The organism is candidate division KSB1 bacterium (assembly GCA_022566355.1).
Taxonomy (GTDB): domain Bacteria; phylum Zhuqueibacterota; class JdFR-76; order JdFR-76; family DREG01; genus JADFJB01.
The window spans coordinates 35,350-52,458 of the sequence record JADFJB010000003.1; the positions used below are offsets into that span (position 1 = coordinate 35,350).

The window sequence follows — 17,109 nt, forward strand, 5'->3', positions numbered from 1 at the left end:
TAAAAAGTAAAAAGTAAAAAGTAAAAAGGAAAAAGACAAAGGGCAAAAGGCAAATAGACATGAGACATGAGACAGGGTTATATAAATTAAAATGAGAAATAAAGCAATTCTGGTTTATTCAAGAGAGATGAAAGTGATGTTCCGGGATCGTAGGTTGATTTTGGGTGTGGTAATTGTGTCTTTGGTTGTGATGCCTTTTCTGATGGGACTAATTGGAAATTTAGATAAAATTGTCGGATCTGATGATACACCTGTTGATGTCTTGGTTTTTGTCAATGAACCGCCAGTTATTGATCTGTTGCAAGATTTGGATAATGTTAGAGTTTTAACCAGGGAAAATTTGATGCATGATTTATCCGAATCCTATTTGATTATAACAAAAGAAAACAAAACTTACAAAATCGAATATGATTCCATAGACAGAAGAATCGCAAGAGTGGCATTAGAAATCCGTAATCGATTTGAAAACTGGCGGGATAGAGCTGTTACGGAAGCACTTTCAAAAAATGGAATTTCTCCTGATATATTAAATCCTTTTTTGATCGAAATGGTAGATTCTTCTGATGAAGAACAAAAATCTGCCTTTGCATTAGGACTATTGGTGCCTTATTTGGTAATCATTTTATTGGTGGCAAATTCCATTCGGGCAATTTATATCGCAGTGGGAGAAAAACAACACAATACGATTGCTTCTCTTTTGGTGTCCACAACGCCACGTCATTCGATTGTAATTGGTAAGAGTCTCGCCATAATGACATTCTCGATTATTGCATCTGTTCTTCTCATTATTGGGATGGTGTTATTTGCAAATTTCGGATTTTCGATTTCCAGCTCGCTCTCCGATGTTCGGTATTCAATGTCTTTAGCACAAATGGGCGAATTGCTGGTCAATATTATGTCGGTTGCCTTGTTTGTATCTTCGGTAATTATGTTCTTAGGAACTTTGGCCAGAAACTCCAGGGAAGCCGGAATTTACACGTCGCCATTGATTTACATTTCGATTGTTTTAGCGGTGTTTTCGATGTCAAGTTCAAATTTTAGCACGAAGGTGTATGCCATTCCAATTTTGGGCAATGTTTTGGCGATGAGGGATTCTTTTCTCAATTCTCTTTCATGGATCGATCTTTTGCTGCCCATTTTATCCAATTTAGTTTTATTTTCATTGTTTCTCTGGGGCTCGATTAAATTATATAATAAAGAGACAGTTTTGTTTAGAAACTGAAAAGGAATGCATCCTTTTGAAAGGATGTAATCCATAATAAATAATAATTTACAAGGTGACAAAGGCACAAAGTAACAAAGGTACAATGAAAAGTAATAAAATGTGAAACGGCAAACAAAAAGATGAAGTTACAGAAAATTGGCTTAGTTTGGTTAGATTTAGTAGTAGATATCTAGTTAAATTTCAATATTATTATTGATATAACTCAGGATTTAACCTGGTTGATTTTTTAAAACAGTTTTAGGAAAACTAGTGGGAATCTCAAATCAAAAAAAACAGGAACGCCCAAGCGGCCTAACCATTATCGCCATTTGGTATATCTTTTTTGCAGTTTATAATTTAATTAGTGCATTTGGCTTTACCGCCGGCGTCTTTGGAATGTGGACAAGAGCAGAAGAATATACGGATCAATTAAACTTTGGTGTTCTTCTAACGACATTTGAAATATTGGCTACATTATTCTATGGCGGTGCAAGCGCAATTGTTGGTTTTGGCTTATGGACATTAAAGAGTTGGGCGTGGAATGCCGGAGTTATCTTTGGAATTTTAATGCTGCCTGGAATACCGGTCGGGACTTTTATTGGTGCGGTAACCGTGGTTTATTTATTAAAAAGTCAGCCCGCTAAGGAAGCGCTCACTAAAAAAACGAATCCCTAGATTCTATTAAATCCACGCTCCAGGTCATTGATTAAGTCTTCAACATCTTCAATTCCAACCGAAATACGAATTAGCCCATCGTTTAAACCGATTCTTTTTCTCTCATCCGTTGGAATCGACGCATGTGTCATCAGGGCAGGAAGTTCGATAAGTGATTCGACACCGCCCAAACTTTCTGCAATGGCATGATAATGCAAACTTTCCACAAATGTTTTAGCCATTTGCAAATCGCCATCCAATTCGAAAGAAAGCATTCCGCCAAATCCGTTCATTTGTGTTTTCGCTAGTTCATATTGGGGATGGTTTTCCAAGCCCGGGTAAAAAACCTTCAATACTTTTGGATGTGATTGCAGAAACCTGGCAATAGTTAATGCGTTTTTTTCATGCTGGCGCATGCGAATCGCCAGGGTTTTTAGTCCGCGTAAAATTAAATAGCTGTCAAATGGAGATAACACGAAACCTGCAGCATTTTGCATGAACTTCAATTTTTGGTGGATTTTATCATCCGAAAGCATAATTGCACCTCCGACCGAATCACAATGGCCATTCAGATATTTGGTAGTACTGTGCAACGAAATGGTAGCGCCAAGGGCAAGTGGCTGTTGAAAATATGAGCTCACAAAAGTGTTATCAACCACGACTATGATGTCATTTTGTTTGGCTATTTCCGAAATCTTTTGGATATCGCAGATTTTGAGTAAAGGATTGGTCGGTGTTTCCAGCCAGATTAATTTGGTATTGGGTTGGATAGCATTGGCTACTTCATCAGGATTACGAGCGTCTACAAAGGTTGATTCGATATTGAATTTGTCTTGAAAAACCTGGGTTAATAATCGTCGTGTACCTCCGTAAAGATCATCGAATGCAACAATATGATCGCCTGATTTTGTTAAGCTTAACAAAATCGCAGTTTCCGCACCCAATCCCGATGAAAAAGCCAATCCGTATTTAGCATTTTCCAGAGCTGCGAGTCTCAACTGTAATGCGGTGCGAGTGGGATTATCCGTTCGGCTATATTCATATCCGGCAGTAGGTTTGTCGACCTCTTTCCTGGCGAACGTTGAACTTAAATGGATCGGAATGGCAACATCCCCGGTGCCCCCATCACGAAAATTGGGTTCTTCACCAATATGAATTGCTCGAGTCTCGAATTTCATGGGATCACCTTCAATAAATACATATGGCACAATTTATAGTTATAAATTGTGAGAGATTTGGTTATCAAAAACAGTAGTTTCAATTAAAATAGGTATGTGGATTTTTTATGAGGTTGGATGGAAACATTACATATAGCCGTTTGTTTGCATCCAATTGTCATTGTATATTTTACTTAAATAACGATTCCCTGAATCCGGCAGGATGACCACAATATTCTTTGGCTCTGCTGATTTTTTTGCAACCTCAATTGCCGCCCAAAGATTACTGCCACTTGAACCACCTGCAAACAATCCTTCTTCACTCGACAACCTTCTTGTCATTTGAAAGGAACACTTATCATTCACTTGAATAATGTCATCAATCACTTCAAAATCAACTGCCTTCACCAGGTAATCCTCGCCAATTCCTTCTACTTGATAGACATGCGGTTGCGGAAGTGTGCCGGTTTTAAAATAATCATAAAATACTGAGCCAATTGGATCTACGGCAATAATCTGAATCTCAGGATTCTTTTCTTTTAAAAAGCGTCCTGCTCCACTCAAAGTTCCACCAGTACCAATTCCAGCAACTAAGATATCTAGATTTCCATCGGTTTGTTGCCAGATTTCGGGCCCTGTGGAGTAATAATGAGCATCGATATTTTTGGGATTGTTGTATTGATCCGGGTAATAGGAATTGGGAGTTTCCTGCGCGATTCTCCTCGCAACACTATAATAACTTTCCGGTGAATCCGCGGGAACATCTGTTGGAGTAACAACGACTTCAGCACCAAATGCCTGCATAAGATTCTTCTTTTCATCACTCATTTTATCCGGCATTGTGATGATGCATTTGTATCCTTTCACCGCTGCGATCATTGCCAGAGCACTGCCGGTATTGCCGGATGAATTCTCTACGATTGTTCCTCCGGGTTTAAGAAGTCCGTGTTTTTCGGCATCTTCTATCATATAGATTGCCATGCGATCCTTTATACTTCCGGATGGATTCACATATTCGACTTTAGCAAATATTTTACTTGATAGATTCTTAGTTATTTTTTGAATTTCTACAAGTGGTGTATTACCGATATGTTCCAGGACATCTTTTTTAATTTCCAAATATATTCCTTTTTATAAATTTTAAGGGCATTTAATATTATCGAGATTTTCAGGATATTATCAAGTATAAATAATTTTAATAGCTTTTTTTGAATCTTGAATTGAACGAAATTGAGGATTATTGAGTTTAGTCATTTAATTCAAAAAGATATTCGACAAAATCTCGTTGCTTTTCATGACACTTAGGTTTACTTTTAAAAAAAACCATGATAAATTTTAGGATATTTGATATGAATCCCAGAAAATCTCTCCAGTCTGTAAAAAATTCAATTTATTTGATTCTAATTTTTTGTTTGTCTATTCAATTCCAAACTGAGCTTGGAGCAACTCCTAATGAGGGCGGCAATATCAAATTTGGTGTTGCTTTTCTAATGGGATTTCCACAATCTGAATTTGCCGATAATGTTGAAAACAACGGGTATGGTCTCAATGTCAATTTTGATTATACATTTCCCCAAAGTCCTTTTGCTATCGGCTTGAGCGGAGGATTTTTAATTTATGGACAGGAAACCCGGCGTGAGCCTTTTAGCTTAACCATTCCGGATGTTACGGTTGAAGTAACAAGAAGCAATAATATTGTGCCGATTAATCTTTACTTCAGGGTTGTTCCCATCGCTGGCGCTGTATTACCATATGTAGAAGGTTTATTTGGCTTGAATTATCTTTTCACAGAAACATCCATAAAAGATGTTGATGCATTTGATGAGGACATTGCCTCATCCAAGAATTTGGAAGATGTGTCGTTTAGTTATGGGGTAGGCGGCGGTTTTATGTTTAGGGTTTATCAACAGAACAAAAACCAGGGACGGACCAGGTCTGATGATGATGACAATAAAGTGAGCTCTGTTTATATCAACCTGGGATTAAGCTATAGGAAAGGCGGAGAAGCGGAATATTTGACTAAAGGATCGATAACGATTGACGATGGCATTGTAACTTATGATGCTCGCGAATCCAAGACAGATATTATGATGCTAAAGATTGGAGTAGTAATAGCGTTTTAGAAAAAAACATTATTTAGCGATAGCTCGTTAATAATCCTAAGTAATGTAGGGGCGGTTATGATTTTTCCCATAGTAAATTAACATTGCACAATAGCACTGTCTCCAATTATTTTAAGAAAATGTAATAATCTACTTGTGTCCTTACTTTTGAAACCATATATTAACGGATTCAAATGAACAGACATAGAGCTTCTTCAAACGCTCAATTTGAATTTGATTCAAAATCAAGATTAACATTTTCATGTTATGAATTACAATTTACTAGTTTACAATATTTTCTATAGAAACTGTTAGGAAGGGATTTCTATGAAGAAACTTCGTATTGGTATTATCGATCTCGTTACCAAGGGACCTACAAAAGCATTGTGGGGGCGCGTTATGAACCCCAATTTTGCCAGCATTATGCCCCAGGTGCTTGCCAAGTGGTGTGAAGATAGTGGCCATGACGTGAAGCTCGTGTGTTATACCGGTTTTGAGAATTTGACCGAAGAGTTACCGGATAAAGTTGATATCGTTTTTATTGGCGCTTTTACGCAAGCTGCACAATTAGCCTATTCTTTGAGTAATCTATTTCGCTCAAAGGGAGCAATTACCGTACTGGGTGGTCCCCATGCCCGTTGTTATCCACAGGACGCACAAAAATACTTCGACTATGTTCTGGGATTTACAGATAAGTCAATCGTCAATGAAGTTTTACAAGATTGCTCACAAAATCGGCCAATGGGTGTTTATCTAGAGGCTTCGCAACAACCACAAACACTGCCCGGCGTAAAAGAGCGCTGGAAATATATAGAGCAGACGCTCGATAAAGCCCCATTTATCAAGATTGTTCCGATGATTGGAAGTTTGGGTTGTCCTTATACTTGCAGCTTTTGTATCGATTCGATAGTACCTTATCAAACCTTAGATTTTGATGTGATCAAGGAAGATTTGCGGTTTCTGTTAACTAAGTTTAAACGGCCGATCGTTGGATGGCATGATCCAAACTTTGGGATTCGGTTCGATGATTATATGGGTGCGATTGAAGAAGCCATACCCCCCGACAGTATTGATTTTATAGCGGAAAGCAGTTTGTCGCTTTTGTCTGAACCCCATATGCAAAGGTTACAAAAAAATGGATTTAAAGCACTTTTGCCTGGCATTGAATCCTGGTATGATATGGGAAACAAATCGAAAACCGGTAAATTGATGGGATTGGATAAACTCAATAAAATCTCGGATCATGTTAATATGCTATTAAGGTATGCTCCCTATATTCAGGCCAATTTTGTGCTCGGACTTGACGTTGACGAGGGACCGGATCCGTTTGAACTTACCAAACAATTTTTAGATAGGTCACCGGGCGCTTTCCCAGCGTATTCCCTGCTTTCGGCTTTTGGAAAAGCAGCGCCTCTCAACCTCGACTACCAGAGAGAAAACCGGGTCCTACCCTTCCCATTCATTTTTCTCAACAATAATCATGCAATGAATGTAAAACCGAAAAACTATGAATGGCCTGAATTCTACGATTACGTGATTGATGTTACCAGGCATGCATTTTCCTGGCCTCGGATTTATAAACGGTTCAAAGCTGCACGCGGCTATATTCCAAAATGGATGAACTTTGTCAGGGCAGTGTCGTCTGAAGGATTTGGCAGAATAAAATACTACTCGAAAGTACGCCAATTGCTGGACGAAGACCGGCAGTTTCGCAGCTATTTCGAACAAGAGACTACCGTTCTGCCAAAATTTTACATGGATCAGGTAAAAGTATCATTAGGCCCATTATTTGAATGGCTGCCGGAAGGCGCTTTGTTTCATGATCCCCATGCCTATCTGAAATCAGAAGAAGAATTGGCTGTTAGAAAAAGGGCTTAGTGGAATTATAAGTCGTTAGTAATTCCCTGTGCAAGTTATTGGTCTAAGAATTATGTAAATGGCCAACTAAATTTCAATCAATATGAATACTAAATATAACTGATTGAATTTGCAGAAAAGGAAATTAGGGGTGCGAGTAACCCATTGGAGAGGGCTGGGTACATGGTTGGTAAAAAAATATCACATTATCGAATTTCTGGTGGATAAGATAGGGTTATTGTAAATGAGCCAACCGATTGTACATCATCGTAAATCTATTAGATTGCAAGAATATGATTACGGGCAAGCAGGGGCTTATTATATAACAATTTGTACCTATGACAAAAAATGTATCTTCGGGACTATTACTGATGGACAAATGCTTCTGAGCGAATTTGGGCAAATTATGGAGGATTGCTGGAAAACAATTCCCAAGCATTTTGATTTTGTTCTGTTAGATGTGTATAGTATCATGCCAAATCATTTACATGGAATTTTAATAATAGTAGGCGACGCATGCGTCGCCCCTACTAAAATTACAAAATTCGATGAGACCAGCAGGACCTCAATCTCGGTCATTGGGTGCAATTATAGGTTCATTTAAATCTGCAACAACAAAACAAATTAATGAATTACGTGACACTCCTGGTTACCAAGTTTGGCAACGAAATTATTATGATCATATAATCCGTACAAAAAGATCTTTACAGCACATCCGGAAATATATCTTCAATAATCCACTAAACTGGAATTTGGATGAAGAAAACCCTGGGAAAGCTTAAATGATAGGTAAAACAATATCTCATTACAAAATCCTCGAAAAGCTCGGCAGTGGCGGCATGGGTGTGGTTTACAAAGCCCAGGACCTAAAACTCGACCGCTTCGTCGCCCTTAAATTTCTGCCGCCACACATCAGCGCAGATGGGGATGAAAAGAAACGTTTTATACACGAAGCCAAGGCGGCATCTGCTCTACAGCACAACAACATCTGCACCATCCATGAAATCGGAGAGACGGATGATGGGCAGATGTTCATTTGTATGGACTACTACGAAGGGGAAACCCTCAAGAAAAAGATCGAGCGCGGGCCTTTGAACCTGGAAGATGCAATCGATATTGCGATTCAAATTTCCCAGGGTTTGGCCAAGGCACATTCCAAAGAAATCACCCATCGAGATATCAAGCCCGCAAATATTCTCATCACGGAAGAAAAGCAAGTCAAGATCGTCGACTTCGGACTGGCGAAGCTAGCCGGTCGGACAGTGCTTACCAAAGAAGGGACGACCATAGGAACGGTTGCCTACATGTCGCCTGAGCAGGCACAAGGTACGGAAGTGGACCATCGCACCGATATTTGGGCATTAGGAGTAGTTTTGTATGAAATGCTTACTGGCAAGCAGCCGTTTGCAGGAGATTATGAACAGGCTGTGATGTATTCGATCATGAACGAAGACGCCGAGCCGATTACGGGTTTGCGGACCGGTGTGCCGATGGAATTGGAGCGGATTGTTAACAAGTGTCTGGAGAAAACTCCGGGGAATCGCTACCAATCGGTTAATGAACTTATTGTGGACTTGCGGCGGATAAGAAAAGTTGCTAATCCCGAGAACGTTGCTCCTGCAGCTTACAAGAAGTTAGAAACGGCGAGTTTTAAAAAGCGAGCATTTATCTGGATTGGAGTTAGTCTTGCTGTCATTTTCACGGCAATTGCTGGTTATTTGTTTCTTGCTAGAGAAGCAAGCAGTCCAGAACGTATCCCCATTGCAGTTGTGGACGTCATAAATGAGACTGGTGAGAAGGAACTAGATGGATTTATCCGGTCTGCTCATTACATCATTAGAGCAATCGCGGCGATTGTCTGTTCTCACTCGATCAAGACTATTTGACATTCTCAAGCAAATGGGCAAGCCGAACATCGAACAAATCGACGTGGAACTTGGGCGGGAGATTTGTAGGAAGGCAAACATTAACTTCCTGGCAATTGCCTCTATCAGAAAATTTGGCCGGGTTTATACACTTGACTTTAAGCTACTTGATACTAACAAGAACAGATATTTTCTGACCGCATCTGAAAACGGTGAAGGGCACGAGAGTATCCCTGATTTGATTGACAAACTGGCAAAAAGAATACGGCAAGGTTTTAAGGAGAAATCTAGCGAAATTCAGGCTGAAAGCCAAGCTGTTACAGAATTAACGACTTCAAATTTGGAGGCATATCGATATTATAATCTTGGCGAAACGCTCTTGAGTCAATTCAAATATAGAGAAGCTGCTGAAGAGTTCAAAAGAGCCGTCACCCTGGACTCGACATTTGCTCTTGCTCATTTCCGGTTGGCTTTTGCTAAACAGTATGGTGGTATGGGAGGGGACAAGGAAGCTATGCGGATGGCCATAAAATACATCGACAAAGTGCCTGAAAAAGAGCATTTTTTGATCAGGGCACAAGATGCATGGTTTAATAATAGACGGGAAAAGTCATACACACTGTATCAGGAAGTTTTGAAAATATATCCTCAGGAGAAGGAAGCACTCCTTCAAATTGCCGAATATATGTTGCACCATACTTTGGATCCAATTTCCGCACTACAATATTTTGAGAAATCGGTCGATGCAGATCCTGGCTATGGGGATGGCCTGGGACATCTAATTTATCTGAATCACGCTCTAAAAAGACACGATAAGGCAATCGAATATGCACTGCAGTTTGTTGATTTGCATCCGGGCGAGGCATCGTATCGCAGATTAGGAGAGACTTACTGCTTTGCTGGTCAATTTAGCAAGGCAGAAGAAGTATTGAATAGAGCCTTAGAACTATTCCCCCGAAGCCCAGGGCTAGTTATCACTAAGGCGAATATCCCAGTCTTTAAGGAGAGTTATGAGACTGCAAAAGCTCAGATCACTGTGTTTCTATTAGATGCCAATTCCATATCGGAGCGAAGAATGGGTTCTCGATACCTGGCCGACTTATATGCTTATCAGGGAAAATATAAAGAAATTGAAGCAGTGTTTGACAAGATTATCGGGTTGGACTCGATGTCAGATCCAGATGCCAGGCTAAGATTTGATTACGCGGAAAAGGCATGGTGGCTTGCAGTCGGAAGGGGCGATGGAAACGCTGCTAAAACGGAAATTGAGAAGGCAAAAAGGATCGGAGGCCAACAAATCTCCTGGTTCTTTATGTCTCTTTTGCGAACTTATTTGCTTTTGGGCGAATTTGATGCTGCCGATTCTAGTTATTCGGCTGCAATCGCTTTAGCTGGTGAGGAAATGCATCCTTTTAGGTCGCACCTGATTAATGGGTATAAATACAAATCTCGCCAGGAATTTGGCAAGGCTGCTGCCGAGTTTGAAAAGTGGATAGAAATTAGAGGCTCGTTTAACTTTTGGGACAAAGTATTTTATTTATACGAACTTGCAGGTTGTTATTTTAGCTTAGGCGATTACAAGAAAGCGATTGAAACCATCGCCAATATGCAAGGAATTTATATAACCTTTACGCCTAACAATAATTTACCTAGCTCACGTGGCGCCGTTTATCCGAGGGGCTTCCATCTTCTCGGCAAGATCTATGAGAAACAAGGTGAACCTAAGCGTGCCATCGAAAACTACGAAAAATTCCTCGAAATCTGGAAAAACGCCGACGAAGATTTGCCGGATTTGATCGATGCGAAGGCGAGGCTGGCGAGATTGAAGGAAAACTCGAAGTAATCAATTACTACTAACAAAAACCTATATAATAATTTCAACCAACAAAATAAAAGAAATCATTGGGAATTCTTTTTTGAGTATGTATATTAGAAAAAGAATCTTAAAATGATGTCCTTGTACTGGTAATATTCCATACAGATAAAAAAAGAAAATTTCTTTTTAGAAATAACCAGAGGTCATTATGAAAAAACTATCCCTTTTAATTGGCTTGATTTTTATCCCTATTTCAATATCAGCCCAGGATTCCCCTGGCAAGCGATTAGAGAAATCTCCAAGGCACCAGGAATGGGTAAAAATCAAACAGGGAGAACGGATTGTCCATGCGTTTTTAGTATACCCGGAAATTAAAGACAAAGCGCCGGCTGTTATTGTCATCCATGAAAACAGGGGATTAAACGATTGGGTATGCAGTGTTGCCGATCGGCTTGCTGAAGCCGGTTATATTGCGATTGCCCCCGACTTACTTTCCGGTATGGGACCGGATGGAGGAAAGACAAGTGATTTTCCCGACAGAAATGCCGCAAGGGATGCAATATATAGCCTGACTCCTGAGCAGGTCACTGCTGATTTAAATGCAACTGCAGACTATGTCAAAAAACTGCCTGCCGCCAATGGTACTTTGGCAGTATCCGGATTTTGTTGGGGAGGTTCCCAAACTTTTCGCTTCGCTACCAATCGTAAAGACTTATCTGCAGCCTATGTTTTCTACGGCAGCGCTCCCAAGAATAAAGAAGACCTTGCTAAAATCCAATGTCCTGTTTATGGTTTCTATGGCGGTAACGATGCCAGGGTAACATCAACCATTCCCAAAACTTCTGAATTAATGAAGGAAGTCAAAAAAACCTATGAGCCAGTTATTTATGACCAAGCCAGGCACGGATTCATGCGTGCAGGTGAAGCCGATGATGCATCGGAAGCCAATAAGAAAGCAGTGGCTGAAGGTTGGAAACGCTGGAAAGCACTTTTGAAAAGCTCTGAAGAAAAGTAAGAAAGTGAAACGCGAAGATTGTAGTTTGGAGTAGTTGAACTGTAAATCTTTAAGGTAATTGAATCGGAAATAACCGTTTAGTTGTAGTGGGGGTTTTCCTTATTATGCTTTGCGTATCAATGTGCGGTACGACGAAGATGTTTCATTTCGATCGCAGTCCCTTTATTCCCTATATGCCAATCGTTCTATTTAATAATGGTTGGATCGCTGCCGATTCTTGCTCGAAGGGAGTTCATGCCCTGGTGGAATTCGAAGTTCCAATTGATGAGGTTAATCCTGGATTTGGCAAATATGAAAAAGTGGGACTTTGGTTGGAATCTAGATTTCCTCACAAGGCAGAACACGTTCGAATTGCTGGGCCTTTACCCAGGCAAATCTTGAATTACCAATCTTATGATATTAGCAGGTTGATGAATAGAACCGGACAACCGGAGGAAGAGTACTGGGTTTATGTTATTCAAGCACAGTTTAACCTTGGATTACTACCGAAGCATGGAGATGCCATTTATCTATTGTATGAAAGCAGATTGATCAGTTTTCTGTGGAAGTAATTTTTATTGCTGAAAGATTTGGATTCAAATTTCGATCTGAGATTATTGTGAACTTTCGATTGATAAAAAAGTAACTTAAGAGATCCACCGCAAAACAGAGCGGATAACTATAAACGCAATATGGAAAAGGTTAACACCATGAGAGAATTTGTGGAATTCCTGGTTAAGCATTTGGTTGATCATCCGGATGAAATTCGGATTAATGAATTAGAAAGCGAACGTTCCATAATTTATGAATTGCATGTAGCTAAGAGTGATATGGGAAAAGTCCTCGGTAAAAAAGGCCGAACTGCTCATGCTATGCGTACTCTTATCAATGCGGCTGCTGGGGCAAGTACAAAAAAAAGAGTTATGCTGGAAATCATTGAGTAAAGTTAGTTAAAATATTTGGGGATTCATTTTGCGAGTAACTGTAATAAAAAAATTAATATTCTTAATTCTGAATTTCCAAATACTGGTTTCACTATCCTTTGCCCAAGAGGAAAATCCGGGCTGGTTCTCTCACAAACGGTTATCGTTTTCTCTCAATACCACCTATCATTTCAGCCCCTGGGATAATTACAATAATGCATTAGCAACAGTTACGAAATAGATTCGATTGGATAATTTTATTTATGAACCAACCGGTTTTTATAAAAAGATTAAACAGGGATGGCACACACTTTTGGGTGCATGATTACGAAACGCATGAGTTTTGTAAACTGGAGTTGGAGGGATTGTAGGACTAAACCTCAAATTCAAAAAATTAAATTTTCAAACCAAAGTTCGACCTAATTGAGATTTGTTTGGAATCTGTCTTTTGGTATTTGGAAATTAAGTAAATTATGAGTGTAAGGTATAAGTATTGTAAATAAGCTTATACCTTACACCCAATACCTAAAATTCCCTAGGAGGAAGTCATTTTCTGCAAGTTATCTAAAACTCCTTGAATGCGTTGTTTCTGATTTTCCGGCGCTTTATCCAGTGCGGTTTTGTAGTTCTTGACGGCATCCTTGGTTTTGCCTTTTTTGGCATAGGCTTCGCCAAGACTATCATAAGCATTCCATGAATCGGAATGTTTCTTAACATTAAGCTTGAAGATTTCTATAGCTTTGTCTACCTGGTCTGTTTGGAAATATAAATAACCGGCTGTGTTGAGGTCACTTTCAACACCGGTATTCTTGGCAAATTTCACAGCAGCGGCGATGGCTGTATTGGATTCTGCTGTTTTATTTGCTTGAACCAGCAACCTGGCCTTAACAGATAAATTATTGATGTTTTTGTCTCTATTGATAGAATTATCTGCCCAACTTAATGCTTCGTCGGTAGCCATATTATTTTGCAGGCAATAATTTGCGGCTTGCAGATATGCTTGCCAGCGGAATCCGGCCAATGATTTTAACTCACTTCGCATATTATTCAGAACGATCTTTGGTGTGTCCACTTCAATCTTGAATGGAATCTTTTTCTTTTCCCATTGGAGATATGCAGTAGCAGATGTATTAGAAATATCCTCGAAGCCATACTGCAGCCATTCCAGATGATCAACGTTCATAGGTGAAACGGTTACTCTTAAAGCGTCTGCATGTGGGTCATAGAAAAAGCTACCCCAGGCCATGTTATCTTTGCTAAATATGATTGTCATTTCATTTTCCGATGGCAGCATATGTAATCCATAGTTACCTGCTGCTAGGTTTTGCCCTTCAATAGAAACATCATGAGTAAAAGTAATCGTGGTATTTTCATTCGCTCCCGCACGCCAGGGGAAATCGATGCCATTATTGAAATTTTGACCTTTGGCCATACCATTTGGAACCAATGCACCCCAAATCGCTCTCCCTTTAACACCCGGTCGATGGTAAGTAATCGTCACATCAGTGATACCGATTCTTTGAGAAACTGATGCATAAGAACTGGCCCTCGGTGTAGTCAAGTTCTGCGCAATTAATGGCGCCGCGACCATGACTAAAGCTGCCAGAACCATGACAAAAGTGGTAAATCGTGATTGTTTCATTGAAACCTCCGTCTTGGTTAGTAATACAGTGAATTATTGCAAGGAATAAACATATTTGTGGTGACTAATATTCTAAAGGCTTAGTGTGAATATATAATTTTTCTGGATCGTATTTACAGCTATGAACAAAGCAATTACGCAAATAACTTCCAAAAGTTACCCAAAAGTTATTTATCTTATCATTTTATATTTGCAATTCTGATTTGATTTTTCTTGTTTAATAAATTATAGAAATGAACTGTTGGTAAATTTTGATATTTTAAAAAGTGAGGTATTATGAATAGTAAAATAAAAAACCAGGTCTATTTGTTTTTTGTGTTGATTGTCTCTGCATGCAGCTTTGCAATAGCGGACGAGAAAACAAATTCAACTCCAAGTGAGCAGTTTAAATCCTATTGGTACCAAGGTAAAGCTGAGCTTACGCGCTACAAACTCGACCAGGCGCGCTATGGAGAAATCCATACGGGAGATGCGGTATTGATTTTCGTGACCGAAGATTTCCTGAAATACGAACAGGTAAAAAAGGAATTTGGTGATAGTAAGAATTATACTTCTGTTCTCAAGTTGAACGCAACCCGGAAATTTTATACCGGAATTTATCCATATTCAACCATGGTTTCGGTATTCACACCAGTTGATTTGCATAACGATCCAAAAACATTAAAAGTCACGAGTTCTAACCAGGAATGGTGCGGCCAAACTTTTACGCAAATGAATCTTAGAGGCCGTAATTATGAAGTCCAACTTCACTCCTATTTCCAAAACGAAGCCGATCAGAACTTTAAGATAAAATCTGTTCTTTTGGAAGATGAAGTTTGGACCCGTATCCGAATATCGCCTGAATCTTTACCAAAAGGAGATATCGAAATAATTCCCGGGTTGTTATTTTCCCGGTTTCGTCATACAAAAAGTAAAGTGGAAAAGGCGTCAGCAAATTTAACAGATTTGACGGATAATTCTCTTTCCGATCATCCACTGCAGGTTTATACCATCGAATACAGTGAATTGAAACGCAGGCTCTCAATCACCTTCGAAAAGGATTTTCCCCATACGATCGTAGCCTGGGAAGAGACACAACCGAGTGGATTTGGCAGGAATGCAAAATCTTTAACAACACGAGCGCTACGCACCCATTCGATCTTTACAGATTATTGGTCTAAGAATGCTGTGGCCGATTCGACATTTAGAATTCAATTAGGTTTAGAGTGAAAAAGAAACAAAACGAACAACACTGAAAAAAATATAATATGATTGACGTGAGTTCGATATATTTAATGGTAATGAAAATATGCAAAATTACCAGTCTTCGACGAGTTTATCCTGAGCATGAAGGGCTCAGGCTGCTGAATTTAAGCCATGGTGAGCAGAGTCGAACCATGAATTCACTTATGTCGAACTCACGTTATAATTAGGAAATGATGAATTCTTCTAATAATCATGGCGATATGCCAGCCGAGGACTTTCGTAAATATGGCTACCAGTTAATCGATTGGATTGCAGATTTTTTTGCTGAAATCGATAAACACGCAGTCCTTCCGAATATTCAACCTGGTGATATTGTTAATAAATTACCCCATAGACCGCCGGTATCGTCCGAATCGATGGATAAGATTTTATCGGATATTGATAAAGTGATTATGCCCGGCATGACTCATTGGAATCATCCTAATTTCTTCGCTTACTTTTCTTCCAGTGGCTCGGCTCCCGGAGTGTTAGGAGAATTAATTGGCTCGGCTTTCAATATCAATGGCATGGTATGGCAATCCTGTCCATCATCGACCGAATTGGAAAAAGTGACAATGGATTGGCTGCGCCAATTATTGGGTCTTCCGGAAGAATATTGGGGCATCATTTACGACACGGCATCGACCAGTAATCTTCATGCAATCGCGGCTGCTCGGGAACAGTTGACTGATCTGAAACTCAGGGAAAAAGGAATGTGTGGCAGAACGGATGTACCGCGACTGAGAATTTATCTTTCCGAACATGCTCATTCTTCGGTGGATAAAGCTGCCATCACATTGGGTTTTGGCATGGATTCAATTTGCAAGATCCCTGTTGATGAAGCTTTCAGGATGAAGCCAGCATTATTGCAGGAAGCAATCCAGGCTGATCGCAGCAAAGGGTGGCGGCCGTTTTGTGTCGTGGCAACTATTGGGACGACATCAACCACGAGTGTAGATCCGACTTCTGAAATAGCCGATATTTGTGAGCGTGAAAATTTGTGGCTGCATGTCGATGCGGCATATGGCGGTTCCGCTGCAATCCTGCCGGAAAAACGGGATCTGTTTTATGGTTGGGAACGAGCCGATTCGATTGTGATGAATCCGCATAAATGGATGTTTGTACCAATCGACTTAAGTGCATTTTATACGAGAAAACCTGCGTTATTACGCCAGGCATTCAGCTTAGTGCCGGAATACCTGAAAACCGAACATGACGAAGTAACGGACAACTTTATGGATTACGGATTTCAACTTGGCCGACGATTTCGATCGTTAAAACTATGGTTTGTACTTCGTTACTTTGGTCAGGAAGGATTGGCTAGCCGGATTCGTTACCACCTGGAATTAGCCAAAGAATTCATCCAATGGGTGGAGGATCACCCCTCGTTTGAAGTCATGGCGCCGGCGCCATTTAGTACGGTCTGTTTTCGATTTCATCCTGAAGGAACGGATGATGAAAATAAACTCAATCAGCTAAATGAAAAACTATTACAGGCGATCAATGCAACGCATCAAATCTTCTTATCCCATACAAAACTTGGAGAAACTTATATTATTCGTTTTGCAATTTCGAATTTGAGAACCGAGAAAGAACATGTTGAAAGAGCTTGGAAACTTATCCAAACTGAAGCGCAAAAGTTGATTGATAGCTTCATGTATACAAGTTAAG

The 17,109-nt window shown here is 39.8% G+C and carries 14 protein-coding genes and 1 pseudogene; 12 read left to right on the forward strand and 3 right to left on the reverse strand.

The features are described 5' to 3' along the window. Positions 1-91 precede the first annotated feature (91 nt). Together IIC38_01160 and IIC38_01165 are read left to right on the forward strand one after the other, a co-directional pair. A complete protein-coding gene (locus IIC38_01160) occupies positions 92-1,222 on the forward strand; it encodes an ABC transporter permease (protein ID MCH8124564.1) in 1,131 nt (376 codons plus the stop codon). A 252-nt stretch (positions 1,223-1,474) separates the two neighbouring features. Then, positions 1,475-1,879: a hypothetical protein gene (locus IIC38_01165; GenBank protein MCH8124565.1), complete on the forward strand. Its 405-nt coding sequence runs from the start codon at positions 1,475-1,477 to the stop codon at positions 1,877-1,879. On the opposite strand, the gene IIC38_01170 is transcribed toward IIC38_01165, so the two are convergent. After that, a complete protein-coding gene (locus IIC38_01170; GenBank protein MCH8124566.1) occupies positions 1,876-3,036 on the reverse strand; it encodes a PLP-dependent transferase in 1,161 nt (386 codons plus the stop codon). The two genes, IIC38_01165 and IIC38_01170, sit on opposite strands and share 4 nt — an antisense overlap. A gap of 126 nt (positions 3,037-3,162) precedes the next feature. After that, positions 3,163-4,134 carry a cysteine synthase family protein gene (locus tag IIC38_01175; GenBank protein ID MCH8124567.1) on the reverse strand — a complete coding sequence of 324 codons (972 nt, stop codon included), beginning with the start codon at positions 4,132-4,134 and terminating at the stop codon, positions 3,163-3,165. A gap of 230 nt (positions 4,135-4,364) precedes the next feature. Between IIC38_01175 and IIC38_01180 the strand changes: the two genes are divergently transcribed. The 8 genes and pseudogenes from IIC38_01180 to IIC38_01215 all read left to right on the forward strand — a co-directional run bounded on the left by IIC38_01180 (position 4,365) and on the right by IIC38_01215 (position 12,593). After that, entirely contained in the window at positions 4,365-5,138 is a 774-nt protein-coding gene (locus IIC38_01180) for a hypothetical protein (GenBank protein MCH8124568.1), read from the forward strand. A gap of 306 nt (positions 5,139-5,444) precedes the next feature. Beyond that, complete coding sequence (locus IIC38_01185) at positions 5,445-6,995, forward strand: radical SAM protein (GenBank protein ID MCH8124569.1); 1,551 nt, start codon at positions 5,445-5,447, stop codon at positions 6,993-6,995. A gap of 223 nt (positions 6,996-7,218) precedes the next feature. After that, positions 7,219-7,756, forward strand: a pseudogene (locus tag IIC38_01190) (transposase). Further along, positions 7,757-8,860 (forward strand): serine/threonine protein kinase, encoded by a 1,104-nt coding sequence (locus tag IIC38_01195; GenBank protein MCH8124570.1) that lies wholly within the window; start codon positions 7,757-7,759, stop codon positions 8,858-8,860. Continuing rightward, positions 8,781-10,682, forward strand: a complete 1,902-nt coding sequence (locus IIC38_01200; GenBank protein MCH8124571.1) for a tetratricopeptide repeat protein — start codon at positions 8,781-8,783, stop codon at positions 10,680-10,682. The genes IIC38_01195 and IIC38_01200 overlap by 80 nt, the downstream gene beginning before the upstream one ends. Before the next feature lie 181 nt (positions 10,683-10,863). Next, the gene (locus IIC38_01205) at positions 10,864-11,670 is read left to right on the forward strand and encodes a dienelactone hydrolase family protein (protein ID MCH8124572.1); all 807 of its coding nucleotides are present in this window, start codon (positions 10,864-10,866) and stop codon (positions 11,668-11,670) included. 119 nt (positions 11,671-11,789) lie between these two features. After that, positions 11,790-12,221: a hypothetical protein gene (locus IIC38_01210; protein ID MCH8124573.1), complete on the forward strand. Its 432-nt coding sequence runs from the start codon at positions 11,790-11,792 to the stop codon at positions 12,219-12,221. 138 nt (positions 12,222-12,359) lie between these two features. Further along, positions 12,360-12,593 (forward strand): KH domain-containing protein, encoded by a 234-nt coding sequence (locus IIC38_01215; protein ID MCH8124574.1) that lies wholly within the window; start codon positions 12,360-12,362, stop codon positions 12,591-12,593. 514 nt (positions 12,594-13,107) lie between these two features. On the opposite strand, the gene IIC38_01220 is transcribed toward IIC38_01215, so the two are convergent. Next, positions 13,108-14,214, reverse strand: coding sequence for a tetratricopeptide repeat protein (locus IIC38_01220; protein MCH8124575.1), 1,107 nt, complete (start codon positions 14,212-14,214; stop codon positions 13,108-13,110). Between the two features lie 276 nt (positions 14,215-14,490). Here IIC38_01220 and IIC38_01225 point away from each other — a divergent pair, with 276 nt between their 5' ends. Together IIC38_01225 and IIC38_01230 are read left to right on the forward strand one after the other, a co-directional pair. Further along, positions 14,491-15,423: a hypothetical protein gene (locus IIC38_01225; protein ID MCH8124576.1), complete on the forward strand. Its 933-nt coding sequence runs from the start codon at positions 14,491-14,493 to the stop codon at positions 15,421-15,423. 209 nt (positions 15,424-15,632) lie between these two features. Then, entirely contained in the window at positions 15,633-17,108 is a 1,476-nt protein-coding gene (locus tag IIC38_01230; GenBank protein MCH8124577.1) for an amino acid decarboxylase, read from the forward strand. Position 17,109: the final 1 nt, after the last annotated feature.

Excerpts from the sequence above, each read along its gene's own strand:
- IIC38_01160 (MCH8124564.1), top strand. The coding sequence starts at position 92 with ATGAGAAATAAAGCAATTCTGGTTTATTCAAGAGAGATGAAAGTGATG.
- IIC38_01170 (MCH8124566.1), bottom strand. The coding sequence starts at position 3,036 with ATGAAATTCGAGACTCGAGCAATTCATATTGGTGAAGAACCCAATTTT.
- IIC38_01180 (MCH8124568.1), top strand. The coding sequence starts at position 4,365 with ATGAATCCCAGAAAATCTCTCCAGTCTGTAAAAAATTCAATTTATTTG.
- IIC38_01185 (MCH8124569.1), top strand. The coding sequence starts at position 5,445 with ATGAAGAAACTTCGTATTGGTATTATCGATCTCGTTACCAAGGGACCT.
- IIC38_01195 (MCH8124570.1), top strand. The coding sequence starts at position 7,757 with ATGATAGGTAAAACAATATCTCATTACAAAATCCTCGAAAAGCTCGGC.
- IIC38_01200 (MCH8124571.1), top strand. The coding sequence starts at position 8,781 with ATGGATTTATCCGGTCTGCTCATTACATCATTAGAGCAATCGCGGCGA.
- IIC38_01205 (MCH8124572.1), top strand. The coding sequence starts at position 10,864 with ATGAAAAAACTATCCCTTTTAATTGGCTTGATTTTTATCCCTATTTCA.
- IIC38_01210 (MCH8124573.1), top strand. The coding sequence starts at position 11,790 with ATGTGCGGTACGACGAAGATGTTTCATTTCGATCGCAGTCCCTTTATT.
- IIC38_01215 (MCH8124574.1), top strand. The coding sequence starts at position 12,360 with ATGAGAGAATTTGTGGAATTCCTGGTTAAGCATTTGGTTGATCATCCG.
- IIC38_01220 (MCH8124575.1), bottom strand. The coding sequence starts at position 14,214 with ATGAAACAATCACGATTTACCACTTTTGTCATGGTTCTGGCAGCTTTA.
- IIC38_01225 (MCH8124576.1), top strand. The coding sequence starts at position 14,491 with ATGAATAGTAAAATAAAAAACCAGGTCTATTTGTTTTTTGTGTTGATT.
- IIC38_01230 (MCH8124577.1), top strand. The coding sequence starts at position 15,633 with ATGAATTCTTCTAATAATCATGGCGATATGCCAGCCGAGGACTTTCGT.